The organism is Bacteroidales bacterium MB20-C3-3 (assembly GCA_035609245.1).
Lineage (GTDB): Bacteria > Bacteroidota > Bacteroidia > Bacteroidales > UBA932 > Bact-08.
Map to the genome: position 1 here is coordinate 1,631,678 of CP141202.1, position 25,990 is coordinate 1,657,667.

The 25,990-nt window shown below is 35.3% G+C and carries 24 protein-coding genes; 23 read left to right on the top strand and 1 reads right to left on the bottom strand.

Annotated features, from left to right (window positions below):
* Positions 1 to 26 precede the first annotated feature (26 nt).
* The 8 genes from U5907_07405 (at position 27) to U5907_07440 (ending at position 7,758) form a co-directional block, all read left to right on the top strand.
* Positions 27 to 344 (top strand): TusE/DsrC/DsvC family sulfur relay protein, encoded by a 318-nt coding sequence (locus tag U5907_07405; protein WRQ32403.1) that lies wholly within the window; start codon positions 27 to 29, stop codon positions 342 to 344.
* 12 nt (positions 345 to 356) lie between these two features.
* A complete protein-coding gene (locus U5907_07410) occupies positions 357 to 995 on the top strand; it encodes a hypothetical protein (protein WRQ32404.1) in 639 nt (212 codons plus the stop codon).
* Positions 988 to 2,265 carry a (Fe-S)-binding protein gene (locus U5907_07415; protein WRQ32405.1) on the top strand — a complete coding sequence of 426 codons (1,278 nt, stop codon included), beginning with the start codon at positions 988 to 990 and terminating at the stop codon, positions 2,263 to 2,265. Before U5907_07410 ends, U5907_07415 begins: the two co-directional genes overlap by 8 nt.
* Before the next feature lie 8 nt (positions 2,266 to 2,273).
* Positions 2,274 to 3,437 (top strand): aminotransferase class V-fold PLP-dependent enzyme, encoded by a 1,164-nt coding sequence (locus tag U5907_07420; GenBank protein WRQ32406.1) that lies wholly within the window; start codon positions 2,274 to 2,276, stop codon positions 3,435 to 3,437.
* Between the two features lie 554 nt (positions 3,438 to 3,991).
* Positions 3,992 to 4,366, top strand: a complete 375-nt coding sequence (locus tag U5907_07425) for a response regulator (GenBank protein WRQ32407.1) — start codon at positions 3,992 to 3,994, stop codon at positions 4,364 to 4,366.
* Positions 4,367 to 4,373: 7 nt separating this feature from the next.
* Positions 4,374 to 5,693 (top strand): UDP-glucose/GDP-mannose dehydrogenase family protein, encoded by a 1,320-nt coding sequence (locus tag U5907_07430; GenBank protein ID WRQ34091.1) that lies wholly within the window; start codon positions 4,374 to 4,376, stop codon positions 5,691 to 5,693.
* Between the two features lie 2 nt (positions 5,694 to 5,695).
* Positions 5,696 to 6,634 (top strand): UDP-glucuronic acid decarboxylase family protein, encoded by a 939-nt coding sequence (locus U5907_07435; protein WRQ32408.1) that lies wholly within the window; start codon positions 5,696 to 5,698, stop codon positions 6,632 to 6,634.
* Positions 6,634 to 7,758: a hybrid sensor histidine kinase/response regulator gene (locus tag U5907_07440; protein ID WRQ32409.1), complete on the top strand. Its 1,125-nt coding sequence runs from the start codon at positions 6,634 to 6,636 to the stop codon at positions 7,756 to 7,758. The genes U5907_07435 and U5907_07440 overlap by 1 nt, the downstream gene beginning before the upstream one ends.
* Here the strand turns inward: U5907_07440 and U5907_07445 are convergent.
* Positions 7,730 to 8,779 carry an endonuclease/exonuclease/phosphatase family protein gene (locus U5907_07445; GenBank protein ID WRQ32410.1) on the bottom strand — a complete coding sequence of 350 codons (1,050 nt, stop codon included), beginning with the start codon at positions 8,777 to 8,779 and terminating at the stop codon, positions 7,730 to 7,732. The genes U5907_07440 and U5907_07445 overlap by 29 nt on opposite strands.
* Before the next feature lie 158 nt (positions 8,780 to 8,937).
* Here U5907_07445 and U5907_07450 point away from each other — a divergent pair, with 158 nt between their 5' ends.
* The 15 genes from U5907_07450 (at position 8,938) to U5907_07520 (ending at position 25,972) form a co-directional block, all read left to right on the top strand.
* Positions 8,938 to 9,303 (top strand): response regulator, encoded by a 366-nt coding sequence (locus U5907_07450; protein ID WRQ32411.1) that lies wholly within the window; start codon positions 8,938 to 8,940, stop codon positions 9,301 to 9,303.
* Entirely contained in the window at positions 9,300 to 10,466 is a 1,167-nt protein-coding gene (locus tag U5907_07455; protein ID WRQ32412.1) for a sugar transferase, read from the top strand. Before U5907_07450 ends, U5907_07455 begins: the two co-directional genes overlap by 4 nt.
* A 3-nt stretch (positions 10,467 to 10,469) precedes the next feature.
* On the top strand, positions 10,470 to 11,198 hold the full coding sequence (locus U5907_07460) for a TolC family protein (GenBank protein WRQ32413.1): 729 nt from the start codon (positions 10,470 to 10,472) through the stop codon (positions 11,196 to 11,198).
* Positions 11,199 to 13,349 carry an exopolysaccharide biosynthesis protein gene (locus U5907_07465; protein WRQ32414.1) on the top strand — a complete coding sequence of 717 codons (2,151 nt, stop codon included), beginning with the start codon at positions 11,199 to 11,201 and terminating at the stop codon, positions 13,347 to 13,349.
* A gap of 7 nt (positions 13,350 to 13,356) precedes the next feature.
* Complete coding sequence (locus U5907_07470; GenBank protein ID WRQ32415.1) at positions 13,357 to 14,850, top strand: O-antigen ligase family protein; 1,494 nt, start codon at positions 13,357 to 13,359, stop codon at positions 14,848 to 14,850.
* The gene (locus U5907_07475) at positions 14,834 to 15,745 is read left to right on the top strand and encodes a glycosyltransferase family 2 protein (GenBank protein WRQ32416.1); all 912 of its coding nucleotides are present in this window, start codon (positions 14,834 to 14,836) and stop codon (positions 15,743 to 15,745) included. The genes U5907_07470 and U5907_07475 overlap by 17 nt, the downstream gene beginning before the upstream one ends.
* Positions 15,746 to 15,846: 101 nt before the next feature.
* Positions 15,847 to 16,926 (top strand): glycosyltransferase, encoded by a 1,080-nt coding sequence (locus tag U5907_07480; GenBank protein ID WRQ32417.1) that lies wholly within the window; start codon positions 15,847 to 15,849, stop codon positions 16,924 to 16,926.
* Positions 16,910 to 18,031, top strand: a complete 1,122-nt coding sequence (locus U5907_07485; GenBank protein ID WRQ32418.1) for a glycosyltransferase family 1 protein — start codon at positions 16,910 to 16,912, stop codon at positions 18,029 to 18,031. The genes U5907_07480 and U5907_07485 overlap by 17 nt, the downstream gene beginning before the upstream one ends.
* Complete coding sequence (locus U5907_07490) at positions 18,028 to 19,482, top strand: lipopolysaccharide biosynthesis protein (GenBank protein ID WRQ32419.1); 1,455 nt, start codon at positions 18,028 to 18,030, stop codon at positions 19,480 to 19,482. The genes U5907_07485 and U5907_07490 overlap by 4 nt, the downstream gene beginning before the upstream one ends.
* On the top strand, positions 19,479 to 20,612 hold the full coding sequence (locus tag U5907_07495) for a glycosyltransferase family 1 protein (GenBank protein ID WRQ32420.1): 1,134 nt from the start codon (positions 19,479 to 19,481) through the stop codon (positions 20,610 to 20,612). The genes U5907_07490 and U5907_07495 overlap by 4 nt, the downstream gene beginning before the upstream one ends.
* Positions 20,602 to 21,780, top strand: a complete 1,179-nt coding sequence (locus U5907_07500; GenBank protein WRQ32421.1) for a glycosyltransferase family 2 protein — start codon at positions 20,602 to 20,604, stop codon at positions 21,778 to 21,780. Before U5907_07495 ends, U5907_07500 begins: the two co-directional genes overlap by 11 nt.
* Positions 21,781 to 21,784: 4 nt before the next feature.
* Complete coding sequence (locus U5907_07505; protein ID WRQ32422.1) at positions 21,785 to 22,405, top strand: acyltransferase; 621 nt, start codon at positions 21,785 to 21,787, stop codon at positions 22,403 to 22,405.
* A gap of 85 nt (positions 22,406 to 22,490) precedes the next feature.
* Positions 22,491 to 23,633, top strand: a complete 1,143-nt coding sequence (locus tag U5907_07510) for an LruC domain-containing protein (GenBank protein ID WRQ32423.1) — start codon at positions 22,491 to 22,493, stop codon at positions 23,631 to 23,633.
* Between the two features lie 10 nt (positions 23,634 to 23,643).
* The gene (locus U5907_07515) at positions 23,644 to 24,792 is read left to right on the top strand and encodes a DegT/DnrJ/EryC1/StrS family aminotransferase (protein ID WRQ32424.1); all 1,149 of its coding nucleotides are present in this window, start codon (positions 23,644 to 23,646) and stop codon (positions 24,790 to 24,792) included.
* Positions 24,770 to 25,972, top strand: a complete 1,203-nt coding sequence (locus U5907_07520) for a TDP-N-acetylfucosamine:lipid II N-acetylfucosaminyltransferase (GenBank protein WRQ32425.1) — start codon at positions 24,770 to 24,772, stop codon at positions 25,970 to 25,972. The genes U5907_07515 and U5907_07520 overlap by 23 nt, the downstream gene beginning before the upstream one ends.
* The last annotated feature ends 18 nt before the right edge of the window (positions 25,973 to 25,990 follow it).

A 25,990-nucleotide genomic window follows, 5' to 3' on the forward strand; every position in this document is an offset into this window, starting at 1 on the left:
ATAGTTTATAAACAAGAAATAGAAATATGGCAACACTGGAAATTGAAGGAAAAGTTTTTGAAGTAGATGGAGATGGATTCCTCTCGGATCCATCTGTATGGAACGAACAGGTAGCAACTCTTTTTGCTAAATCTGACGGGATAGATAATTTAAACGAAAAGCATTGGGCAGTGGTTAATATTATCAGAAGGAATTTTGAGGAGAAGGGAAATGCTCCAATGATAAGGACTATTTGTCAGGAGACTGGTCTTAAACTTCGTGAAATCTACGAACTTTTTCCTTTGGGACCAGCCAGAGGGGCCTGCAGAATTGCCGGTTTACCCAAGCCGGATGGGTGTGTTTAACATCTGTATAATATGGATGTTTACAAACTAGTCTCGCTTATAGCAATTGCTATATGTATAGCAATGTTGCTTTTTCAGCTCTTAAGATTGATTTCAGCAGGAAATCCTGTTGATTACTCTAAACCATCCGGAAGTATAAGGGATGGGGTGATTTATTCTTTTACCTCGGCTATGTCTCCTTTTGAAAAGGAGTCGGCCTTTATGCATTTGCCAACATATGTTGCGGGTATAATTTTCCACATTGGGACATTCCTCTCATTTCCTGTTTTATTGACACTTATCATTTATCCTAAAGTATTTATTGAAAGTGCCCTGCTCTCCCCTTTGGGTGGTGTGGTTTTTTCTGCAGGTGCAATTTGCGGCTTAGCGATATTGATAAAGAGGATTGTAAAAAAAGAGTTAAGATCAATCTCGGGTGCTGACGACTATATTTCCAATGCTGTGACTACAGTAGCACAGGCACTCTCAGCTTTTGTTCTGTTAACAGGAGGCGGTTATCCATTGTATTATATAGCATTTTCTATCTTCCTGATTTGGATACCAATAGGGAAGACCAGACATCTGCTATATTTTTTCTATGCCAGATATCATTTAGGTGCATTTTATGGAAGAAGAGGGACTTGGCCTGTAAATCGGAATATCAATGAATAAGAAACCTGAGTTTAAACAAGTAGACAACAAACTTTTAACACACCTCAACGCTTGTGTGAAATGTGGTCTTTGTGCGGAGAGTTGTATGTTTTACAAAACATTTAAAGAGCCGGAATATATTCCTGCATCAAAAGTTGCATTGGTAAGTTCTGTTTACAGAAGGTACAATACACTATCTGGAAGGCTTATCCCCGGACTTGTGGGAGCAGAGGAGATGACTGATAAAATGGCAGAGAGAATGGTTGACCTGCTTTTTGGTGCCTGTACTATGTGCGGGAGATGTGTAAAGCATTGTTCTGTAGGTGTAGATATAGCTTATGTTGTGAGAAAGGGCAGAGAGATGCTCGCAGAAATGGGCCTTGTTCCCGAGACTTTACAATCAACTGTTGATGCTGCTGTGCAGACCGGTAACAATATGGGTATTCCGGAGGATGAGTTTATTGGTACAATAGAGTGGATGGAGGATGAGTTAAAAGATGAACTTAATGATCAGAGTGCAAGTATCCCATTAAACCAGAGCAACAAAAGAGTTCTCTATACTCTAAATCCGAGGGAACCAAAGTTTTTCCCGCTCTCTATCTCGGCAATGGCCAAAATTTTCTATGCTGCAGGAGAGAGCTGGACACTCTCTTCCAAGTATTATGATGTTACTAATTATGGGTTCTTTAGCGGGAACAGGAAAGAGGCAAAAACAATAGCTGTTAATTTGCATGATGAGGTTATTAAACTTGATTCGTCTCTTTTGGTTCTGGGGGAGTGTGGGCACGGCTCACGGGCAAACAGATGGGAGGCTCCCAACTATATTGGTAAAGAGTATGAGTTTGATATGACGACAGCCGTAGAGTTAATTGGCAACTATATCAGAGACGGGAGAATAAAACTTGATCCTTCATTTAATTCAGAGGTTGTAACTATTCATGACCCCTGTAATTTAGTAAGAAACGGAGGTCTTCTGAATGAAATTAGATTTGTTGTTAATTCATCGGCTACAAATGTTATAGAGATGACACCAGGCGGAAACGACAACTTTTGTTGCGGAGGTGGTGGAGGCTTACTTGCAATGAGTGAGTATAATGAAAGAAGGATTAAAGCTGGTGAAATTAAGGCAGAACAAATAAGAAAAACAGGGGCTAAAGTAGTCGTTACCCCATGTCATAACTGTGTGGATCAACTCACACAAATAAATCACACCTATAAGCTTGGTGTTAAAATTAAGACCATTGCTGAATTGGTTGCTGATGCTCTACTATTAGAAAATAACCTTAAATAGAATAAACAATGAGTAAACTGATTTATCTGGACAACTCAGCTACCAGCTATCCTAAGCCGGAGGCTGTTTATGACTTCATGAACACTTTTTACAGGACAAAAGGTGTTAGTCCCGGCCGCTCCGGATTTGATGCAGCCCTTGAAACAGAGGAGGTTGTGAACAATACCAGGAAAATGTTAACCCGTCTTTTTAACGGAGGGGCTGATCACAACAGACTTACATTTAGTTATAACGCTACTGATTCTCTTAATTTAATCATTAACGGACTTGTTGAAAAGGGAGACCATGTTGTTACAACAATGCTGGAGCATAATTCTGTGCTAAGACCTTTATATTATCATACTGAAAAAGGAACCATCGAAACCACTCATGTCCCTTTTGATAATGAGGGGTATGTTAATCCAAAGGATATTGAAAATGCTATAAAACAGAATACAAAATTCGTAATTGTAACGCATTGCTCAAATGTACTTGGAACAATTCAGCCGCTAAAAGAGATTGGAGAGATTTGCAAGAAAAAAGGTATTCTCTTTGTCGTAGATGGAAGTCAGGGAGCCGGAGCTGTTGAGTTTGACATGCAGGATTGTAATGTTGATGTATACTGTTTCACCGGTCATAAATGTTTGATGGGACCTACCGGAATAGGCGGTTCATATGTCAGGGAGGGTATAGAGATAAAACACACCAGAGCGGGTGGTACAGGAGTAAGATCTGCTCACCTGTCTCATCTTGATGAGTATCCCTACAGGCTGGAGTATGGAACCCTAAATTTACTGGGTGTAGGGGGACTCTATGCCGGAGTTAAGTGGATTACAGAGCAAGGAATATCAAGGATACATGAAAGAGAGATGGATTTGTGGGATATGCTTGTAAGTGAGATGAAAAAGACAAAGGGTGTTCTTACATATTGTGCTAACGGAAGAGAAAATAAAAATCCCGTAGTATCTTTTAATATAAATGGATTTGAAGCATCAGATGTTGGGACTATGCTGGATGTGGACTATAATATTGCGGTAAGGACCGGGCTTCAGTGTGCTCCTTTTGTCCATAAACAAATAGGTACATTTGATATTCACGGAACAGTAAGAATGAGTATTGGTGCTTTTACCACCGAAGAGGAGGTCAAGGCAGCAATTACTGCAATAAAAGAGATAGCTTCAATAAAGAACTAATAATTTAGGCGTTTAGTTTTAAGCGCCTAAATTTTAATATTATATATAGTTTAAATTCAAGCAAAGCTACCTGTGAAAAAACGGAGTAACAGATAATTCTAAGTTGTAGTATTTAATATCGTGACTAACTTCTATTCCAAGCCATTCGGGTCTCTCAAAAGGCTTTTCCATTCAAATCTTTTAATTCCACCGGTTGTTGTCTCTCCTTTTATTGTAATGTATCCGGAATTGTCCTTAATCCTTGTTCTGACACTCCTTGATGATTAGTGTGAAATATAACCCTGGATGATTTTGTTACTTGATTTTACATGTATTTTGTAATCACCGGGAACTAGAAACTTTTTCTCAATTTCTGTGTACTCTTCTCTTTTTATTATGTAATTAACATTAAATAAATTAATAACACTATAATGATACATAGGGTAACAACTTTGTTACTGAGTTTCCTTAAGCCATTTTAATTCAATTCACAGACTGAAATTTTGATTTAAAATAATTAAATAACAAAGAATATGTTAAATTTACGCAAATTATGATACAATAGTAATCCTGTTATGGAAGAGATTAAAAAAATCAAAATTCTTTACGCAGAAGACAATGACAGTAATTACATACTTGCCAAGGCCATGTTAAAAGGGGTATATGATATATACAGAGCAAATAATGGGGCTGAGGCAATTGAATTGTATACTTCTATTGAACCGGATATAATTCTTATGGATATGAAGATGCCGGTAATGGATGGACTCGAGGCTACCAGAAAACTCAGGCAAATGGGCGTGACAGTACCAATAATTGCTTTAACAGCATTTGCATATGATAATGACAGAAGCGTCGCTCTTCAATCGGGATGTACAGAGTACATAACAAAGCCATACAGGGCAGAGACTCTAAGGAAGACTATTTCTAAACTTCTTAATTTAGATTAATTAAATGATGAATATTGCCATAGTAGGCACTGGTTACGTGGGATTAGTAACTGGTGCTTGTTTTGCTGAAATGGGTGTTAGTGTTGTTTGTGTAGACATAGATACCAATAAGATAGATTTGCTAAGAAAAGGTATAATGCCCATTTACGAACCTGGTATTAAAGAGTTGGTTGATAAAAATGTTAGAGAGGGCAGATTGACTTTTAGTGAGAGTCTTGAAAGTGTAATTGATGGGGTATCAATTATTTTTAGTGCTGTAGGAACTCCTCCTGACGAAGATGGCAGTGCCGATTTGCGTTATGTCCTTAATGTAGCGAGGACAATTGGAAGAAACATGAATAACTATGTTCTGCTTGTTACAAAAAGCACGGTACCCGTTGGAACGGCAGCCAAAGTGAAAGCAGCTATCAGTGAGGAATTAAGATTGAGAGGGAAAAATATTGAATTTGATGTTGCCTCTAACCCTGAATTTTTAAAAGAGGGTGCTGCAATAAAAGACTTCATGTCACCAGACAGGGTGGTTGTTGGTGTTGAGAACGATAGGGCTGCTCTCATGATGGAGAGGCTGTACAAACCTTTTGTTCTTAATGGTTTTCCAATAATTTTCATGGATATCTCCTCTGCAGAAATGACTAAATACGCAGCAAATGCGATGCTAGCCACAAGAATAAGCTTTATGAATGAGATAGCAAGATTGTGTGAGGCTACGGGGGCAAATGTTGAAATGGTAAGAAAGGGGATAGGATCAGATAAAAGAATAGGGATGAGTTTTCTTTATGCAGGAGCTGGTTATGGTGGCTCATGTTTTCCAAAAGATGTCAAGGCTCTTGCCAGAAGTGGAAAAGATTATGGGGTTGAAATGAAAATAGTGGAGGCGGTTGAGGAGGTTAATAATGAGCAAAAAGAGATTGTTTTCAAAAAATTACAACATGCTTTTGCCGGAATCCTTAAAGGAAAGGTAATTGCTTTGTGGGGACTTTCATTTAAACCTGATACAGATGATATGAGAGAGGCTCCATCGCTTGTTGTTATAGAGAGGCTTATTGAGGCCGGGGCAACTGTTAGGGTTTTTGATCCGGTTGCAATGGAGGAGTCAAAGAGAAGAATTGGAAATATTGTCCAATACTGCAATAATATTTACGATTCTGTTGATGGTGCAGATGCTATTGCTCTTCTGACTGAATGGAAACAGTTCAGATTGCCGTCATGGACTAAGGTTAAAGGGCTTATGAAAGGAAATATTGTTGTTGACGGAAGAAATATTTATGACAATAATGAGCTTAAGACAGAAGGTTTCAGGCTCTATTCTATCGGTAAAAACAACTAATTATGAAAAGGATACTAGTAACAGGTGGTACGGGATTTATTGGTTCACATCTGTGTGAAAGGCTTCTTAATGAGGGTAACGATGTAATTTGTCTGGATAATTTTTTTACAGGGACAAAAGAGAATGTTATACATCTAATTGGAAATCCGCATTTTGAACTCATAAGACATGATGTTACACATCCTTTTTATGCTGAGGTTGACCAGATTTATAATCTTGCTTGTCCTGCCTCTCCGGTTCATTATCAGTATAACCCTATCAAGACTGTAAAGACTTCTGTGATGGGCGCAATAAATATGCTCGGCCTCGCAAAAAGGGTTAAGGCCAGGATACTTCAGGCGTCTACCAGTGAGGTTTACGGAGATCCTTCGGTTCATCCTCAGGAGGAGAGTTACTGGGGTAATGTAAATCCAATTGGTATAAGGTCTTGCTACGATGAGGGAAAGAGATGTGCGGAAACACTTTTTATGGATTATCACAGGCAAAACAGGGTAAAAATAAAGATTATAAGAATATTTAATACTTATGGTCCCAAAATGCATCCAAACGATGGCCGGGTAGTCTCTAATTTTATTGTCCAGGCACTTAAAGGTGAGGATATAACACTTTATGGAGGTGGAGGTCAGACCAGAAGTTTTCAGTACATTGACGATCTGATTGAAGCAATGATCAGGGTTATGAATAACACTGATGATAGTTTTATCGGCCCGGTAAATATTGGGAATCCTAATGAATTTACAATAAGAGAACTTGCTGAAAAGGTCATTAAACTAACCGGGACAAAATCCGGATTTGTTATAAAGGATCTTCCTTCCGATGACCCCAGGCAGAGGCAGCCCGATATATCGTTAGCTAAAGAAATTATTGGCTGGAGTCCAAAAATTGAAATTGATGAGGGGCTTGTTAAGACAATAGATTATTTTAGAAAAAGTTTGCAATAATGGAAATTACACCCTCTGATTTCACGGTGATGATTGTTGATGATGTTGATGCAAATGTGCTTCTTCTTAAATTATTATTGACCAAGGCTGGCTACAAGACAACAACTGCTTATAACGGTAAGGATGCATTGAATCTGGTTTCAAGAACATCCCCTGATCTTATCCTTCTCGATATTATGATGCCGGTTATGGATGGGCACGAAGTTGCTGAAAAGCTGAAAGGAATGCCAGATAAAAGAGATATCCCGATTATTTTTCTTACTGCTCTTAATTCACCAGAGGATATTGTTAAAGGGTTTAAGAACGGAGCAGCAGATTACATCTCCAAGCCATTTAACAAAGAAGAGCTTTTAATCAGGGTGAATCATCAACTATCACTTGTCTCTGCGAAAAGAACTATCGAAAAGCAGAAGGAGGAGCTGGAAAAAACGGTAGAAGCAAGGGATAAGCTATATTCTCTTATTGCTCATGATTTAAGAGCCCCTATCGGCTCTTTGAGGATGGTAATGAACGCCCTCTCTATGAATGTTGACAGGAGTAAATTTGATGATGATATATATGAGGTCTTTATAACAGGTAACAGGCTTGCTGAAGACACATTTGTTCTCCTTGACAATTTGCTGAAATGGACAAAGAGCCAAACCGGCAGACTTAAAACGGTATTTCAGGATGATGTTGAAATCTTATCATTAATAAAGGGAGAGCTGGAGGTTTCTGAGGTTCTTGCTGAATTAAAACAAATATCAATTGTTTTCAATGGATATTCAGAGGCAAAAGCAAGAATTGATCAGGATATGATAAAGACAGTTTTAAGGAATTTGTTAAACAACGCAATTAAGTTCAGCAACAGGGGCTCTGAGATTATTGTTTCTCTTAAGGAGGAGGGTGATAGAGTTATTATATCGGTTTCTGACAAAGGGAAAGGTATTAAAACCTCAGATCAGAATAAGATTTTTAAAACAAATGTTCATATTAGCTCTTTTGGAACAGAAAATGAGGAGGGTTCTGGCCTGGGGCTTTTAATTTGCAAAGAGTTTATAAACAGAAATAATGGTGAAATATGGTTTGAGTCCCGGGAAGGGGCCGGATCTACTTTCAGTTTTTATATACCAATTCAGAAATAACAGGCTTGTGATCGCTGTGATTGGTTTCAGGGGTCCTGTATCTTATTGACCTGAAATGATCTGAGTGAAAAATATAATCAATTCTGAAAAGTCCAGAAATACCTTTATAGGTTCCTGCAAAACCTGACCCTGCTTGCCTGAAGCCATCTGTCATATTCTCCCCCTTAATTGTTGTGTATGTATAGGATGAAGGGGTGTCGTTAAAATCACCACAAACAACAACAGGAAAGGGGGTGCTGTTAATAATTACTTTTACAGCCTCTGCCTGTGTTGCCCTGATTTTATTGTTTTCCATTAATTCGTTTATTCTTTTGAAAAAATCGGTCCCATTTTTAGATGCTCTTGCCAGACCGGTTGTTTGCAGATGACAGTTGATAACTCTTATTTTTCCTCTGTCAGTTATTAAATCTGCCCATATAACCCTGTTTGATGTACCCTCAAAGTCAACCACCCCTTTATCAGATATATTGTATACACTCATAATTGCAAGACCAAGCTTTTCTTGGGTTGTTTTCTCAATATATTTGGCCGAGAAATGGCTGAAATAGCTATGCATTTCATTGTCATTTAGATATCCTGGGGTTTCAAACTCTTGTATGCATAAAATATCAGGCTTTTCACTATTAATAAACTCATTTATTTCAGCAACTTCGTCATAACTTTTGGAGTAATTAAAATCATGAACATTGAAACTAATAACTTTAATGGATGAGTTTAAAGCAGCAGCAAATGGTTCTCTTTCTGCTCTTGGCTGAATGATGGAGAAGATTGTATTTATATTGACAGCTATCCCAATTAGCGGAAAAATGAAAACCCATCTTTTTCTTATAAGCCATATAATAAGTAGAATGGATAGTGCACCTAGTGTAATTGGGAGTAAATTATTTGTCAGGGAGATAAATTTGAAATGATGTGGTCTTATATATCCTGAAATAGAAGCAAATATTGAAAATATGAAAATTATTATAGTTGTAAAAAAAAGAAATATGTGGAAAATATCGTTACTCTTAAACTTTGTCATTGATTCAGGATTTACCATAAATATATTAACGAATTAATATTATTGCAATATTTTTTTGTTAAACCGTAATAAATATTCATAAGGCAATGATTTTAATGCTAATTTTTCCTACTTTTGAGAGATAAATTACGAGGTGTTGTTTAAATTGTAACATTATTGTGAAAAAGAACGCTCTATTGGTTGATGATAAGGAGACAATCGCAAAGATTATCAAAGTATACATTGCAGACATATTTGATTGTGTTTATTTTGATGACCCTATAAAAGCTATAGCCTGGCTTCAGAGTGGGAATATGCCTGATTTAATAATATCTGATATAAATATGCCAAATATGACCGGCGTTGAGTTTCTTGGTTATATTAAGAGCAGCGAGATGTTTAAGAAAATCCCATTTGTAATATTGTCAGGAGAAGATAGCACTTCCCAAAAAATTGATCTGCTGGAGAGGGGAGCCAGCGACTATATTTCCAAACCCTTCAATCCAATGGAACTCAAAGTCAGGCTTAAAAAACTGGTTGAGTGACTGTAAAAATTTCATATCTGGGAAATGATAGTGTGATTTACTCACACTTGAGATCAGTTTCAGATAAATTAATAAGTTTTTGTAATAATATTGATGATATAGATTCTTCATCAAAGAATTTTAACTCAGATGCCCCTCATCTTGTTTTTGTTGAACAAGGGGATTTTTCAACGGATAAAAATTTAATTCAATCGTTAAAATTAAAATGTCCTTTTGCATATATAGTTCTTGTTTCTGACCAAATTAAACCGGAGTTGTTTGCAAAATACACTAAATATGGTGTGAAGGATACTATTCGAAGTGATGTTTCAAGAGAGCGGTTGTTAAATGCTATAGAATTTATTGAAAGGAATCATAAACTACTCTCCTCTGTAATTAATGAGCAGAATATTTCAGGTATGTATGAGATTCCTTTGTGGAAGAGGATGTTTGATATTATCTTTTCAGCCCTGGCATTGATAATTCTCTTTCCGTTTCTTATTGTTATTGCAGCATTGATCAGAGTTGAAAGCGAAGGACCGGTAATCTATATCTCAAAAAGAGTTGGAAGTAATTATAGGATATTTAATTTTTATAAATTCAGGTCAATGTATAAAGATGCAGATAAAAGACTTAAAGATTATTTAAGCCTTAATCAATATAATGATGTTGATCTGTCTGCATTTAATATAGAAGATGATACAGCAAAAATTCCCCTTAACATCTCTGTAAATCAAGAAACCAGTCTTTACTACTCTGATGACGATGTTATTTCAGAAGAGGATTTTATAAGAGATAAGAAATCAAAACAGAAGAATAATTTTCTTAAATTTGAAAATGATCCTCGTATAACTAAAATGGGACATTTTATTAGAAAATTTAGCATAGATGAACTACCTCAGCTAGTGAATATCATTAGAGGGGATATGTCTATTGTCGGGAACAGACCATTGCCTATGTACGAGGCAGAACAGCTTACAACAGACCAGTATATTGACAGATTTATAGGTCCCGCCGGTTTGACTGGTCTATGGCAGGTTCAAAAGAGGGGGGACTCAGGAAAACTCTCCCCAGAGGAGAGAAAGCAACTGGATATTTTTTATTCAAGTAATTATAATTTCTGGATGGATATAAAAATTATATTCAAGACACTTACAGCATTTGTTCAAAAAGAAAATGTATAATTTATGGCAATTCTGAAATTCATCTGCGCAATATTATGCTTTACCGGAATGAACATATATATGTTTGGTCAGGTTCAATCAGAAGACGAATTTGCCGGGCTTATGCTTCCTCCTATTGAAGTATTATTTGAAAAACTTAAGGAGTGTCCTCAGTACAGATATTATGACAGCAAAATAGAGACGGAGGAGGAGGTATTAAAGAGAGACAAATTAAGTTGGCTGTCATTTTTTTCAATAGTTGGTACATATCAATACGGGATGGTCGGGCTAAACTCCTATACTAATGTTGGTGAAAATTTCCCTTTAATATACCAGGTGTCTGGTACACAACAAATATGGTACAATATTGGGGGGATAATTAACATTCCATTAAATAGGGTTTTTGAAAGAAGACGAAATATAAGAATTCAGAAAACCAAAATTAATACATCAACATTTGAAAGGGACATGTGGTATGAAGATCAAAAGATTAAAGTTATTACATCATATGTTGATGCTCAAAGAGTAATGAATCAGTTGACTGTGTTTGAGGAGGCTTATGAATATGCCAGAGCCCAGTTTAGACTGGTGGAGAATGATTTTATTGTTGGAAAGATAACAGCAGGGGAGTTGAGCGTTTCAAAAACTTTGCATATGCAGGCGAATACAAATCTTGAGAATGCCAGGGCAGATCTTAAAATTGCAATTCTTAAGCTAGAGACATTAACCAACACAAAAATATTTAAAAAATAGATGGATTTCTTACATCAATTGGTTAAAATGATATACAGAAGGCGCTACTGGATAGTGATTTTACCTCTGTTTACTACATTATTAGCCATTTATAGTACAAGAAATATCCCCAAAACATATGAGGTAAATACAACAATATACACCGGTATTGCTTCTGGTTTTACAATAGAATCAGGTATTGAAGGTGCCAGAGTGGACTGGAGCTCAGTTAAAAACGGTATTGATAACCTCATTAGCATTATAATGTCTAAGTCCACACTCAGGAATGTTTCGTTAAGGCTATATGCACAGCATATGATATATGGAGATTCTCTAAGGGACAATAATTACATTACAGCAGATAATTTCAGATCCATATACAGGATTACACCTTATGAAGTAAGACAGCTCATTGATAAATCTTCTGTAGATAAAACCATTGAGAATTTAAACGCATACGAAAGATCTTCTCCCAAAAATTTCGTATATGGGCTTTTTAATTGGTATCACAGGCACTATAGTTATAATTCTCTTAAAGATATAGTTGTTAAAAGAGTTCTTGATAGTGATATGATCGATATTGAGTATTCTGCTGATGATCCCGGTGTTGCGTATCATACTTTGCTTCTCCTTAATTCAGAATTTGTAAAGCAATATGAAGTTCTTCGTTTTGGTCAAACAAATTCGGTGATTGATTATTTTAGAAATGAATTATCTCAGCTTGAAAAGAGATTAAAATCCTCAGAAGATTCTCTTACACTTTATAATATTGAGAAGAGGATTATTAACTATTCTGAGCAGACTAAGCAAGTTGCTGATTTGTCAGCTAAATATGCATTGGAGTACATGGAGGTGCAGCTGGCATATTCCAGTGCAGATGCTGCGGTATCAAATCTTGAGAAGAGAATTGATAAACAAATTAAAATAATTCAGAATAATACTCAGTTCACCGAAAAAATCAGGGAGATGGCTGCCCTGAGCAGTCAGATATCCAGGATAGAATTAATAGGGAGGGATAGTATTATTGATCGCGGAATTAGTATTGGATCACTAATAAAACAGAGACAAGATATTGAGTCTGAATTAAGGGACATAACAAGCAGCATAAATGAAGATAAATTCACAAAGGAGGGAGTAGCCTCTGTTACCTTTGTTGAGGAGTGGATTAATGAATATCTGTTAAGAGAAAAAACCAGGGCTCAACTGGATGTTATAAATGAAATTGTTGCTGATCTTCAGGATGAATACACATATTTCTCACCTATTGGTTCTACACTAAAAAGGAAAGAGAGAATTATTGATTTTACTGAAAAATCCTACCTTGCTATTCTTGAAAGTCTTAATGCTGCATTGATGAGGCAGAAAACACTTCAGATGACTTCTGCTAACCTTAAACCGATTGACCCTCCATTATTCCCAATTTCACCATCTTCAAAAAGGAGGATTATTATATTAATTGTATTTGGGTCTACCATTGCCTTTATTGCCGGTTTCTTTGCATTTCTGGAACTATTTGACAGAACAATCAGAGATAAGTTCAGGGCTGAAAGGCTTATCGGTACTACTGTATTGGGGGCTTTTCCAAAAAAATTCCTGTTTCAGTATAAACGGTATAATGCAGAATATGAAAAAATTGCTACTAATACTCTTGCCAATTCCATTATACCATTCCTAAATCCAAAAGAGGGTCCTGATATTATTAACTTTTTAAGTGTTGAAGATGGAACGGGTAAATCAAGGCTAACAAGGTTGTTATATGATTACTGGACAGATAGAGGCTTAAAGATTAGAGTCATATCCTGGCATGATGAAGAGCCTGCTATTTCAAGAGACTATGTAATTTCACAAAACTTATCCAATATTTATGATATTGATAATTACGATATAATTCTGGTCGAACACAGAGCCTTGCTTAAATCAGCAGTACCTGCAGGTTTATTGAAGGAGGCCTCTCTAAACTTGTTGGTTTTAAGAAGCGACAAAGTGTGGAGAGATATTGATAAGATTATTTTTGAAAGATTAACTAAGAGTGCAGAGAGATCCCCTCTGCAGGTATATCTTACAAATGTCAGCAGACACGATGTTGAAACCTTTACAGGAATGCTTCCGCCTCACTCATTCTTGAGAAAATTGATTTACAAGATTCTTCAGTTTGGCCTCACTTCTAATTAGCAATATTATGAGGCGAATTGCTGAATACATTAAATCTAATTCGTCAGGTACGATTATATATGTCTTTCTTGTAGTAAGTATTCTGCTATTAATAACTGTTATTCTTAATCATGGACTTTATATAGGTCTTGCCCTGTCTTTTCTACCATTAACAGTTCTGGTTATTTATTTTCTAATAAGAAATCCCTTTTTAGCTTTATCTGTACTATTTATACTTAATTACTATGTGTCAGGCTTGTCAAGATATATTACAGTGTTATCTCCTGGCATTACAATGGACATTTTAATTGTACTTGTAATAATAATAATTCTATTAAACATACTTTCAGGTAAACAATCAGTAGAGTTATCAAATATTGTTAACGGACTAACTTTTGCGGCGTTTATATGGCTTATTTATTGTGTTTTCTTAGTTCTTAATCCAACTAACTTTTCCTTCTATGGATGGTTTCAGAGTGCAAGAGGAGTCACAATATATTTTTTATTAATATCACTAATCAGTGCTCTTATACTTAAAAAATTCAAAGAGGTTAGATATATGCTTTATATTTGGGCCGTTCTTTCTTTAACAGCTGTTCTTAAGGCATATATCCAAAAAAACTTTGGATTTGATTACGCAGAGTGGAGATGGTTATATGCATCAGGAGGAAGGACACATATAATTAACACTGGAATTAGGTATTTTTCATTTTATCCTGATGCTGCAAATTTTGGAACTGGAATCGCCTTTGCCGGTGTGGTATTTGGGTTTGTAGCTCTAACCTTTAAAGATAAGTGGGCAAAAATTTTCTTCATATTTACTTCTGCGGCTTGTGCTTATGGTATGATGATATCTGGAACACGAGGATCGCTAGCTGTTCCGTTTGTTGGAATGTTCGTTTATACTATTTTATCCAGGAAATTTAATATTCTGATTGTTTCTGTAATAGCTACAGCTTTGACATTTGGAATTTTAAAATATACGGATATTGGTAGTGGGAATGTATTCGTAAGAAGAATGAGAACTGCTTTTGACCCTTCGGACGCATCCTTTAAAGTGCGTATTGACAATCAGGCTAAGTTGAGAGATTATATGCAAGACAAGCCTTTTGGAGCAGGAATTGGTATGGCAAGGAAAAGATCAGATAAATATGAACCAAACTATTACTTGTCAAAAATTCCTACTGACTCCTGGTATGTATTGATTTGGGTTGAGACAGGGATTGTTGGTCTTATACTTCACTTAGGAATATTAATATATATTGTTGGATATGGGACTTTCCTTGTCTATTTCAAGTTAAGAGACAGAGAGGTCAAAGGAGTTGTAATGTCTTTAGTATCCGGGATATCAGGAGTATATGTAGCTTCATACAGTATAGAGATCATGGGCCAGTTTCCTACAGGCTTCATTTTATATTTGGGAATGACAATCATTTTCCTGAGTCCAAAATTTGATAAAGAATTAATAGAAAAAGAGGAATCGCTTTTACTACTTTCTGAAGCAGATGAAAAAGAAATGTGATATATCTTTTATTGTAGTAAACTATAACGGAGCGGAACACACACGAGGTTTGCTTTCGAGTTTTCTTTTTTATTTAAGGGATTATGATTACGAGGTAATTGTTGTAGATAATGGATCAAAATATAATGAGGCAGCAGACCTTGAAAGGGAGTTCCCTCAGTTTATATATATAAGGAGTGAGCTTAATCTAGGTTTTTCCGGAGGTAATAATTTGGCAATAAGGATTGCATCTAAAGAGTTTATAATGCTTATTAATAATGATGCATATCTAATAGATAGTTCGATAATAAGATTAAGTACTTTTTTGAGAGAAAGAGGAGATGTTGGTGCAGTTTCTCCAAAAATTCTATTTGAAAGGCCTGAAGGTTATATCCAATATGCAGGATTTACTGAGTTTTCCCCCGTTTTTCTCAGAAATAAAGCGATAGGATACATGAGCCCCGATATCGGCCAGTATAACATCTCTTCAAGGGTATGGTCAACACACGGAGCTGCTATGATGGTAAAAAAAGAGGTGCTAAGCTATTCCGGATTAATGCCGGAGATATATTTCTTATACTATGAGGAGTTTGACTGGTGCAATAAAATAAAGGAGGCTGGATATGAAATATGGTACAATCCGGATTGTGTTGTAGTTCATAAAGAGGGCTCAACAACTAAAGGTATATCCTCCCTAAAAAATTATTACTTAACCAGAAACAGGTTACTATACGCTTTTAGAAACCTCCGAGGCGTATCAAAGGGTTTGTCTATCATATATCAGTTATTTATTGTTTTGCCAAAAGAAGTTATTAAATTGATGATTATTGGTAATTTTAATAAGGCGTTTGCTGTTTTGAAAGGAGCCTGGAGCTTTATCAGGCTGAAGGACAAGAATGTAAAGGTTTTTTTATGAGTAATATATTAAATATTACAGATTGGATTCTTTTTTTATTTTTTTTGTTGATTGTACTGTACCTGTTAGTTTTCAGTTTGGCATCACTTAAGAAGCGCAAATTGAAAAGTATTATACATCTGGATGAGAAAAGAATGATGTTGGTTCTTTTTCCTGCATATAAGGAGGATGAGATTATAATAGACTCCGTTAAGGATTTTTTAAAACAGGATTATCCCCCGGATAGATTTGAAGTAGTTGTAATTTCTGATAAAATGAGGACTGAAACGAATGATTCTCTTAAGGAGTTATCTGTTACCATTTTTGAAGCAAATTATGAAAATAGTACAAAAGCAAAAGCTCTGAATTTAGCGATTGACAAATTAGGAGACAGCTTATATGATGTGGTTGTAGTTATGGATGCCGACAACAAAGTGGAAACCTCCTTTTTGACAGATATTAACCATGCTTTTTGTAATGGTTCCAAGGCTGTTCAGGCTCATAGAACGGCAAAAAATCTTAATACCAGCATAGCAATTCTCGACGCAATCAGTGAGGAGATAAACAATTCAATTTTCAGAAAAGGGCATATTAATTTTGGTCTCTCAGCTGCATTGATAGGTTCAGGAATGGCATTTGAATACAATTGGTTTAGAGAAAACATAAAAAAATTCAGGACAATGCCTGAGGAGAGAGAGCTTGAAGCACTACTGCTTAAACAAAGAATATTCATTGATTATCTTGAAAATGTGCTGGTATATGATGAAAAGATTCAAAAAAGTGGAATCTTTTATAAACAGAGAAGAAGATGGTTTGCTTCACAGATTGAGACCCTAAAATCAGTTATCTGGGATTTGCCCTCTGCCCTGTTTTCGGGAAATATATCATATGCGGATAAGATAATTCAGTGGCTGTTTCTTCCAAGATTGCTAATAATGGGGTTTCTTACTGGCATTGCTTTTATTTTGGCTCTATTTTACTTTGCCATTTCGATTAAGTGGTTTGTTCTTCTTTTTTTATTATTGTTCTCGCTTATTATATCTATACCTGCCAAATTTTTTAATAAAAGGCTTCTTGTGGCATTATGGAATCTTCCCTACCTTTTTATTCTAATGTTTTTAAATATTTTTAAGGTGCAGGGTGTATATAGCAGATTTATTCACACTGAAAAAAATTATCAAAAGGATGAGAATTGCAATTGAAGCACAGAGGATTTTCAGGAAGAATAAACACGGGATGGATTTTGTTGCTCTAGAAACTATAAAAGAGCTTCAGAAACTTGATACGGCTAATGAATATTTTATTATTACTGCAAGAGGGGAGGATTGTAATATTATTAATGAGACTTTGAATTTTAAGATAATTTCCATTAATTGTTCCTTCTACCCATTTTGGGAACAAATAGCACTGCCTTTTATTCTTTGGAAAATCAAGCCAGACTTGCTTCATTGTACGAGTAATACAGGGCCGGTAGCTTGCAAACAGAAAATGATTGTGACTCTTCATGATGTTATTTTTTTAGAGAAAAGAGATGCGCCACGAAAATCTCTTTATCAAACTTTTGGATGGTATTACAGAAAACTCATAGTCCCTTTTGTTTTGAAGAATTGTAAGAAAATCATTACTGTTTCAGATTATGAGGCGAACAGAATAAGCGAGGTGACAGGGATAGACAATACGATGATTACAACGGTATATAACGGATTAAGTAAACATTTTATAAGGAGAGAGAACCCATGGTCAATATCAGAATTATACATCCCTGAAAAAGATTTTATTTTTTTTCTGGGTAATACTGATCCCAAAAAAAACACGGACAATGTTCTAAGAGCCTATGCAGAATATGTTAGTTCTGCAACAGAAAAGCCACTTCCTCTGCTTATTGCAGATCTTAAGAGAGAGATTGTCGATTCAATTCTTCTGAAATATAATCTATCTAATGTAATTGATCTTGTTTATACGCCGGGTTATATAAACAATAACCATCTGCCATACATTTATTCTGCTGCAAAGATTTTTCTTTACCCTTCTCTGAGAGAGAGCTTTGGTATTCCTATTCTTGAATCTATGGCTTGCGGAACACCTGTTATTACTTCAAAACGATCTGCTATGCCTGAAATTGCAGGTGTGAATGCAATCCTTATTAATCCGGATGATCATTACACAATTGCTGAAGAAATATGCAAACTGTTGAATGATTCTGATTATTACACCAGTAAAGTAGAGTATGGATTGGAAAGGGCAAAACATTTCTCTTGGAAAAATGCAGCTGAAAGGCTGAAATCAATTTATGAATCAATGGAATGAATTCATTAAGACAACAATTAATTGCAGGTACAGCATACTCAGCTATTGCTAAATACTCAGGGATGGTAATTGCCCTTATTGTTACAGCAATTCTTGCCAGATTACTCCCCCCGGAGGACTTTGGTATAGCAACAGTAGCAACGGTAATTATCTCTTTTTTGAGCATGTTCTCAAGTTTTGGATTTGAACCAGCTATTGTTCAGTTCAGAAATTTAGATGAGTATGACTACAATAACATCTTTTCATTTACTTTCTGGATTGGATTACTACTTTCAATAGGATTCTATTTCCTTGCTAAGCCAGTATCACTGTTCTATGAGAGCCAAGAGTTACTCACGATTTTAAGATTATTATGTATAAATCTTTTCTTTGCAACACTGAATGTAGTGCCTAATGCATTAATCTACAAGGATAAATTATTTCGGTTCATTGCAATAAGATCATTCTCTGTACAGCTGATTGTTGGAATTGCATCTATTGTAGCAGCGTTAATGGGTGCCGGAATTTATGCTCTTATTATAGCTCCCGTTTTTTCGAGCGTAATAATTTTTATTCTTAATTTCAACAGATTTCCACAAAAACTTAGTGCCAGCTTAGGTCTTGAATCTGTGCGAAAAATATTTTCCTACTCTTTTTACCAGTTTCTATTCAGTACTTTTAACTTCTTTTCTAAGAGTATGGACAAACTTATAATTGGTAAAGGATTAGGTATGGACATGCTGGGATTCTATGAAAAGTCTTACAGATTAATGATGCTGCCTATACAAAACATTACCTATGTAATGAGTCCTGTAATTCATCCTGTTTTTTCTGATCTTCAGGGTAACCTGGAAAAAATGGCTACTTCTTATGAGAAAATGGTTAGAGTGCTCGCTTTTATAGGATTCCCCCTCTCAGTCTTTCTTTATTTCGCTGCTGAAGAGTTAGTCATAATTATGTTTGGAAATAATTGGCTTCAATCAATTCCCTCATTTGAAATACTCTCTTTTTCTGTAGGCTTTCAAATTATTCTTTCAACTTCCGGATCAATCTTTCAAGCTTCAAACTCAACAAAACATCTATTTATATATGGAGTATCAACATCATTAATTACTTTACTTACTGTTGTTCTCTCTGTATTAATCTTTGGCACAATTGAATCTGTTGCATGGTCAATAACGATAACATCTCTTGTGAATTTTCTAATAATATACTTTGTAATGTATAAGAGTATTCTTAAAAGAAGATTAAGCCTTTTTCTTAAACATTTCTCCTCACCTCTTTTGTTATCCATTCTTTTATCGGGCTTTAATTTGATTTTTGATTATGTGTTTAAAACAGAAAATGTAGTCTTAAGATTATTTTTAAATGGCTCTTTGTCAGTCTTTCTATATTTGTTATTTATTCAGATATGTGGTGAGTATGATATAAAAGGGGCAATTGTATCTTTAATTAAAAAGTTAAAAAGATGAAACTCTTTTTTTTACATTTTTTTGAATTGAGCCCTCATAGCGGAATCAGTAAGAAAATAATTTATCAGACAAATGCTCTAAAAAAATTGGGTGTTGATGTAGAGTTGTGTCATTTGAAGATATACGATGATGGTAAGCAGTGCAGAGTTTGTGGTGATGTTGATATAGATGAGTTGGGGAGCGGTTGGAAAGTTAGATTTACAAAATGGTTTAAGTATAGAAAACTGACAGATTATATAATAGAGGCAGGGATTGATGTGTTGTATATCAGGAGTTTCTATAATACTACGCCTCAACTTTTAAAAATGTTTAAGAGTCTAAAAATTAGAGGAGTAAAAATTGTTTTAGAGTTTCCTACTTACCCCTACGATTCTGAGGTCAGAGGCGGGGCATTAAAGACAAGAATGATATTTCTTGTAAACAGGTTATTCAGGTCTCAGTTAAGGAAATATGTAGATAGAGCAGTTACATTTTCTCTTTCTGATTTTATACATGGAATTCCAACAATTAAAATTTCTAACGGAATAGACTTTAGTGCTGTACCTTTAAAAAGAGTGACAGACGCAACAAAGGATATTGTTCTTCTGGGAGTTGCTGATATTCATATCTGGCATGGTTTCGATAGAGTTATTTTAGGTTTAGATGATTATTACAGAAACTCTTTAATGGGAGTTAGGGTTGTTTTTAATATTGTTGGGGACGGAGATACTTTTGAAATTGAAAGGCTAAAACAACTAACAATAGATTTGGGCTTAAGCGAGTTTGTTCACTTTTACGGTTACCTTTATGGAGAAATGCTAGATGAAGCATTCAATACAGCACACTTTGGAATTGCAAGTCTTGCAAGACACAGAACAAATATTACAAATATTAAAACGCTGAAAAACAGAGAGTATGCTGCAAGGGGTATTCCGTTCCTATATTCGGAAAGGGATGAGGACTTTGATGGAATGCCATATATAATAAAAGTATCAGCTGATGATTCTTCTATAGATATATCTGCAATTGTGAATTTTCTGAATCAATTTAACATGACTCCGGATGATATCAGAAACTCAATTATTGATAGTCTCTCCTGGGATATTCAGATGAAAAGGGTCTTAGATAATATTTATACTTATGATGATTGAAATTATTTTCTGGATATTGTTGATTATTGTATTTTATACATATATAGGATATGGGATAGTTCTTTTTATATTAGTAAAAATCAAAGAGCTATTTATTGTTAAAAATCAAAACATTAGGGTTTCAGAGGAGTTCCCTGATGTTACATTGCTTATTGCTGCCTATAATGAAGAGGCGGTAATAACCAAAAAAATGAAAAATTCACACGAGCTATCTTATCCTGAAGGAAGGCTAAAAATTGTTTGGATTACTGATGGAAGCAATGATGGAACAAATAAGCTGCTAAATGATTATAAGGATGTAAAGATTCTTTTTGAACCGGAAAGGAAGGGTAAAACGGCCGCCCTTAACAGAGCAATTAGTTTTATTGATACTCCATTTGTTGTGTTTTCTGATGCAAATACAATGCTTAACAAAGATGCGTTGCTAAATCTTATAAAACCGTTTGAAAATGATAGTATTGGTTGTGTGGCAGGAGAGAAAAGAATAGCAGCAGAAGGGAGAGATATAGCCTCTTCAAGTGGAGAGAGTTTTTACTGGAAATACGAGTCTTTTCTTAAGGATTTGGATTCCAGGCTCTATAGTTCTATGGGAGCAGCAGGAGAGCTATATGCAATCAGAACGGAGTTATATAAAACAATCCCCTCTTCAATTTTATTGGATGATTTTATATTGTCAATGTTAATTGTAGAGGGTGGATACAAAATTTATTATTGTAAAGATGCATACGCAGTTGAGAAAGGCGCTCTTAACATGGTTGAAGAGGAAAAAAGAAAGATTAGAATTGCTGCCGGAGGGATTCAGTCATTTAAACTTCTTAAAAATCTCTTAAATCCAATTGCTCATCCCCGTACCTGGTTACAGTTCATATCTCACAGAGTCCTGCGATGGACTGTCACTCCAATTGCTCTGTTTTGTTTACTCCCTGTCAACATCTCTCTTTCACTAGTTGATAATTCGTCGATATATGATTATCTTCTTCTAATGCAGCTAGTGATTTATTTTTTTGCATTAATAGGAAAGTTCAATCAAGACAGAAAAGTTAAGATTAAGATTTTTTTTATCCCGTACTATTTTATCTTTATGAATTTCTGTGTTGTAAAGGGTTTTGTATATTTGATGAAAAATAGGGGGAAGGGAACATGGGAGAAATCAGAAAGAAAAGGCTGATGAAATGAAAATAATAGAACAAACTCTCACTAATAATATTCGCTTAAAGAAATTTTTACTCTCTTTAATGGTTAGTAAGGTCAGGACAAGACCTCGTATGTGGCTTAGAATCCTTTTGCCTTTCTATATTAAAAGAGGCGCTGGATCAGTTATATATTCTAGTGTAAGAATGGATATAGTCCCCTTTAGAAAATTTTCTATAGGCAGATCCTCTGTAATTGAGAGTTTCTCTGTAATAAACAATATGGTTGGAGATGTTCAAATTGGTGATTATTCAAGAGTTGGGATAGGAAACACTATTATTGGCCCAGTCACAATTGGATCCAATGTAATGCTTGCTCAGAATGTTGTAGTATCAGGTATGGATCATAAATATGATGATATTGATACTCCGGTCTCACTACAGGGTATCTCCTCATCTTCGGTTACAATTTGTGATGGCTCCTGGATAGGAGCAAATGTAGTAATTACCAAGGGATTGAAAATTGGTAAACACTCTGTTGTTGCTGCCGGAAGTGTAGTTACCAGAGATGTAGAAGATTATTGTGTTGTTGCAGGAGTGCCGGCAAAAATTATAAAAAGATATAACATTGAAAAACATTGTTGGTACAGTCAATCTGAGTAATCTTCAATAGTATTTGTTGCCAATAAGGTTATAATTTGTTATATTCACGCTATCACAGAAATTGAAAAATATTAACTCTTTGATTATGCGAAGTTGTGCCATAGTAATTTCTTTGCTTATCCTGGCTTCGTGCGTGAAGTTCCCGGAGGAGAATTATGTATCGCCTCTTGTTGTCCCGGCTGATTTCAACTGGAAGTCAATCGAAGCAAAATCTGTTTCTGTAAATTCCATTTCAACAATTTTAAATGAAGATGGTGATACTGTTGCATTTTTCATCCCTCCTGGTGATTATTCAATTAATGTTGGTATGAATGATACTCTTAAAATTATTGCCGAGGAAAGTAATCCATTAACCAAGGCTTTGTCAGGTAATATTAAAGAAGTAATATACTTCCCGGCAAAGGGAAAATATTCTACCATAATGTTTGAAGATCTCTTTCCAATCAAAGGAGATATGGATATGAATGATGTTGTATTTGGATTAAATATTGAATATTTTCTTGATAATCAGGCCAGAGTGTTAGGATTTAGAATGAATATCCAGCCCAGGGCTGCCGGAAGTTCATACCAGGCTATTGGCTTGGCTGCTACAATCTCCTCCCTTGATAAGAAGGTTTCAATTGTAAAGGAGATTATTCATTCCTCTGATCCCAGATTATCCAGGTTTTTTTCTGTGAATAGCACAAAAGATGGATATACCCCAGAAGTTGGTCAGAGTAAATACGAAGTCATACCAATTACAGGTGATTTCAGATCAAACTTTGCACAAACAACACAATTGTTCATTAATGTACGAAATATTGATCAGGAGGTAAAGCCTGAAAACTTTTCAGTGACAGTAGAATTTAATTCAGAAGACAAGATGCCGGCATCTAATTTTACTTTTCTTGAAGAATTACAACAAGGTAAATTCAATCTAGATATATTCGCTGTTTTTGGTCAGAGAGGAAGAGAGGTTCATTTTAAAGGGCAGAAACCAACAGATAATTTTAATTTTCAGTTTCTACTGGCTACAATGACTGGGGATTTTTCTACAGTTGACAACTGGGTGTGGGCAATTTTAAGCGATAAGTCAATCAGGCATCAACAGGAATTTGTAAAAATTTACAATGCGTACCCCAATTTTAAAACTTGGGCTGAGGGAGAGATAAGTATTGGATCGGATTGGCATATACCATCAGTTAAAGATAGTCTATACACCAGATTAGATTTCAGCTATGTTAATTAAATAGCAAATAATGAAAAAGTTAGCACACCCGGTTTATGTAACACAACCAGCTTTGCCGCCGCTTAAGGAGTTTAATTTATATCTGAAAGAAATTTGGAGAAGTAAAATTATTACAAATAATGGACCCTATCACCAGAAATTTGAACAAGCACTGGCCGAATATCTTGGAGTGAATCATATCTCTGTTTTTAGTAACGGCACAATGGCTCTAATGACTGCTATTCAGGCCCTGAGAGTTACAGGAGAGGTAATCACAACGCCTTTCAGCTTTGTAGCAACAACTCACTCACTCTGGTGGAATAATATAAAACCTGTTTTTTCTGATATTGAACAGGAGTTTTTTACTCTTGACCCATTAAAGTTGGAGGCAGCAATAACGCCTAAGACAACTGCAATAATGCCGGTTCATGTGTATGGAAATCCATGTCAGATAGAGAAATTACAGACAATTGCAGACACATATGGTCTTAAAATAATATATGATGCTGCACACGCATTTGCTGTAAAGAGAGAGGGTAAATCAGTCTTAAACTATGGGGACCTTTCTATACTTAGTTTTCACGCCACGAAGGTTTTCAATTCTATTGAAGGAGGTGCAATAATAAGTCCTGATGAGAAAACCAAGAAAAGAATTGATTATCTGAAGAATTTTGGGTTTGCAAATGAAGTTACCGTTATTGAGCCCGGAATAAATGCAAAGATGAATGAACTGCAGGCAGCCTACGGTTTACTTCAACTTAAATATGTTGATGAATATATACACAAGAGAAAGATAATATCATCAAGATATAGAGATAATCTTAGTTATATTAAAGGCATATCTGTGTTAAATGACTTACCAGAGATTGAACATAACTATGCTTACTTCCCTATTTTAGTTGATGTTAATCATTATGGGGTATCAAGGGATAAACTCTACGAGATTTTAAAAAGTTATAACATTTATGCAAGAAGGTATTTTTATCCTTTGATTAGCCATTTCCCATCATACAGAGGGTTAGAATCCGCAAATCCAGATAACTTGCCTGTTGCTGAACGAATCTCTGCTCAGGTTATCTGTTTGCCCGTTTATCCTGATTTACCGCTACATATTGTTGACCTGATCTGTGAAATTATTTTAAAAAAGGGAGGGACTGATGCTTCCGGCAGAAATAAATAGTGATGGGAACTATATTCTTCATCTTTTATCTGATGAAAAGTTTACTGATCATGTAATTCAGATTTTTGAAGAGATTTATCCATCCAGGAACATATATTATATTGAACTTAACTCAGGATTTAGGGAGTTTAAATATGTTAAATCATGTAATTCAGGAATTATTATTGCCGAGTTTGGTGCACCTGCTATTGAATCTCAGCTGCCGGATTTGTCTGGATTCTGTGCTGTTATATTCCATAATATTATTAATCAGTATAAAATTGACTTTTTAGCTAACAGAAAAGAGAAGCTGAAATATCACTGGATGATTTGGGGTGCCGATTTATATTCATTTCCCGGCCTGTCTCGGAACATACTCCCAATATCAATGGAGTATTTAAAGAGAAACAGCACTTTTATAAAAAATTTTACGCGGTTTATATATGACAACTATCCATATGTTTATAATATTCTATATATAATTACTCATTTCAAAAAGTCCCCTATACATAGGACATTGAGTTATTGCAAAAAGTTTGCAAGTATCTCAACAATCATTTCGCCAGAGATTGATCTTGTAAAAAAGTGGATTAATCCTAAAGTAGTAGATGTTCCTTTCAGATACTCTACAATAGAAAAGCTTGTTGCAGGAGACCTTAATTCTTTTTGCGTCGGGGATAATTTTTTGTTAGGCAACTCTGCTACTATTGAGAATAACCATTTAGATACTTTTAGTTTAATTAGTAAATTAGATTTTGATAAAGAACTTATTTTTTGCCCCCTTTCATACGGAGGTCCGGGTTTTACAAATTATGCAAGAGATATTACTTTAGCGGGAAAGAATATTTTTGGAGAAAAATTTATCCCTTTAACAGAGTTTCTGTCAAACGATGAATATGTTGAAATAATAGAGAAATGTGGTAATGTCATAATGAATCATCTCAGACAACAGGCATTAGGAAATATAATAACTTCAATGTGGAAAGGTGCAAGAGTCTATTTCAACGAGCTTAGTCCGGTCTATTCCTATTATAAAAGTCTTGGATTAACTGTATACACATTGTCTGACATCCATAACTTCAGAAATCTTCCGGATTACGAATCTCTTGCAAAAGCTAACAGGGGTATTTTGTACAACATGTATTCAGAGCAAATTGTCAAGAAGGAGGCATTTGAGCTTGTAGATTTTCTATTAAAATGACCCAAATGGTAAAAATTT

Bases quoted from the DNA above. Each gene is read 5' to 3' on its own strand.
- U5907_07405 (WRQ32403.1), top strand. From the start codon at position 27: ATGGCAACACTGGAAATTGAAGGAAAAGTTTTTGAAGTAGATGGAGAT.
- U5907_07410 (WRQ32404.1), top strand. From the start codon at position 357: ATGGATGTTTACAAACTAGTCTCGCTTATAGCAATTGCTATATGTATA.
- U5907_07415 (WRQ32405.1), top strand. From the start codon at position 988: ATGAATAAGAAACCTGAGTTTAAACAAGTAGACAACAAACTTTTAACA.
- U5907_07420 (WRQ32406.1), top strand. From the start codon at position 2,274: ATGAGTAAACTGATTTATCTGGACAACTCAGCTACCAGCTATCCTAAG.
- U5907_07425 (WRQ32407.1), top strand. From the start codon at position 3,992: ATGGAAGAGATTAAAAAAATCAAAATTCTTTACGCAGAAGACAATGAC.
- U5907_07430 (WRQ34091.1), top strand. From the start codon at position 4,374: ATGAATATTGCCATAGTAGGCACTGGTTACGTGGGATTAGTAACTGGT.
- U5907_07435 (WRQ32408.1), top strand. From the start codon at position 5,696: ATGAAAAGGATACTAGTAACAGGTGGTACGGGATTTATTGGTTCACAT.
- U5907_07440 (WRQ32409.1), top strand. From the start codon at position 6,634: ATGGAAATTACACCCTCTGATTTCACGGTGATGATTGTTGATGATGTT.
- U5907_07445 (WRQ32410.1), bottom strand. From the start codon at position 8,779: ATGACAAAGTTTAAGAGTAACGATATTTTCCACATATTTCTTTTTTTT.
- U5907_07460 (WRQ32413.1), top strand. From the start codon at position 10,470: ATGGCAATTCTGAAATTCATCTGCGCAATATTATGCTTTACCGGAATG.
- U5907_07465 (WRQ32414.1), top strand. From the start codon at position 11,199: ATGGATTTCTTACATCAATTGGTTAAAATGATATACAGAAGGCGCTAC.
- U5907_07470 (WRQ32415.1), top strand. From the start codon at position 13,357: ATGAGGCGAATTGCTGAATACATTAAATCTAATTCGTCAGGTACGATT.
- U5907_07475 (WRQ32416.1), top strand. From the start codon at position 14,834: ATGAAAAAGAAATGTGATATATCTTTTATTGTAGTAAACTATAACGGA.
- U5907_07485 (WRQ32418.1), top strand. From the start codon at position 16,910: ATGAGAATTGCAATTGAAGCACAGAGGATTTTCAGGAAGAATAAACAC.
- U5907_07490 (WRQ32419.1), top strand. From the start codon at position 18,028: ATGAATTCATTAAGACAACAATTAATTGCAGGTACAGCATACTCAGCT.
- U5907_07495 (WRQ32420.1), top strand. From the start codon at position 19,479: ATGAAACTCTTTTTTTTACATTTTTTTGAATTGAGCCCTCATAGCGGA.
- U5907_07500 (WRQ32421.1), top strand. From the start codon at position 20,602: ATGATGATTGAAATTATTTTCTGGATATTGTTGATTATTGTATTTTAT.
- U5907_07505 (WRQ32422.1), top strand. From the start codon at position 21,785: ATGAAAATAATAGAACAAACTCTCACTAATAATATTCGCTTAAAGAAA.
- U5907_07510 (WRQ32423.1), top strand. From the start codon at position 22,491: ATGCGAAGTTGTGCCATAGTAATTTCTTTGCTTATCCTGGCTTCGTGC.
- U5907_07515 (WRQ32424.1), top strand. From the start codon at position 23,644: ATGAAAAAGTTAGCACACCCGGTTTATGTAACACAACCAGCTTTGCCG.
- U5907_07520 (WRQ32425.1), top strand. From the start codon at position 24,770: ATGCTTCCGGCAGAAATAAATAGTGATGGGAACTATATTCTTCATCTT.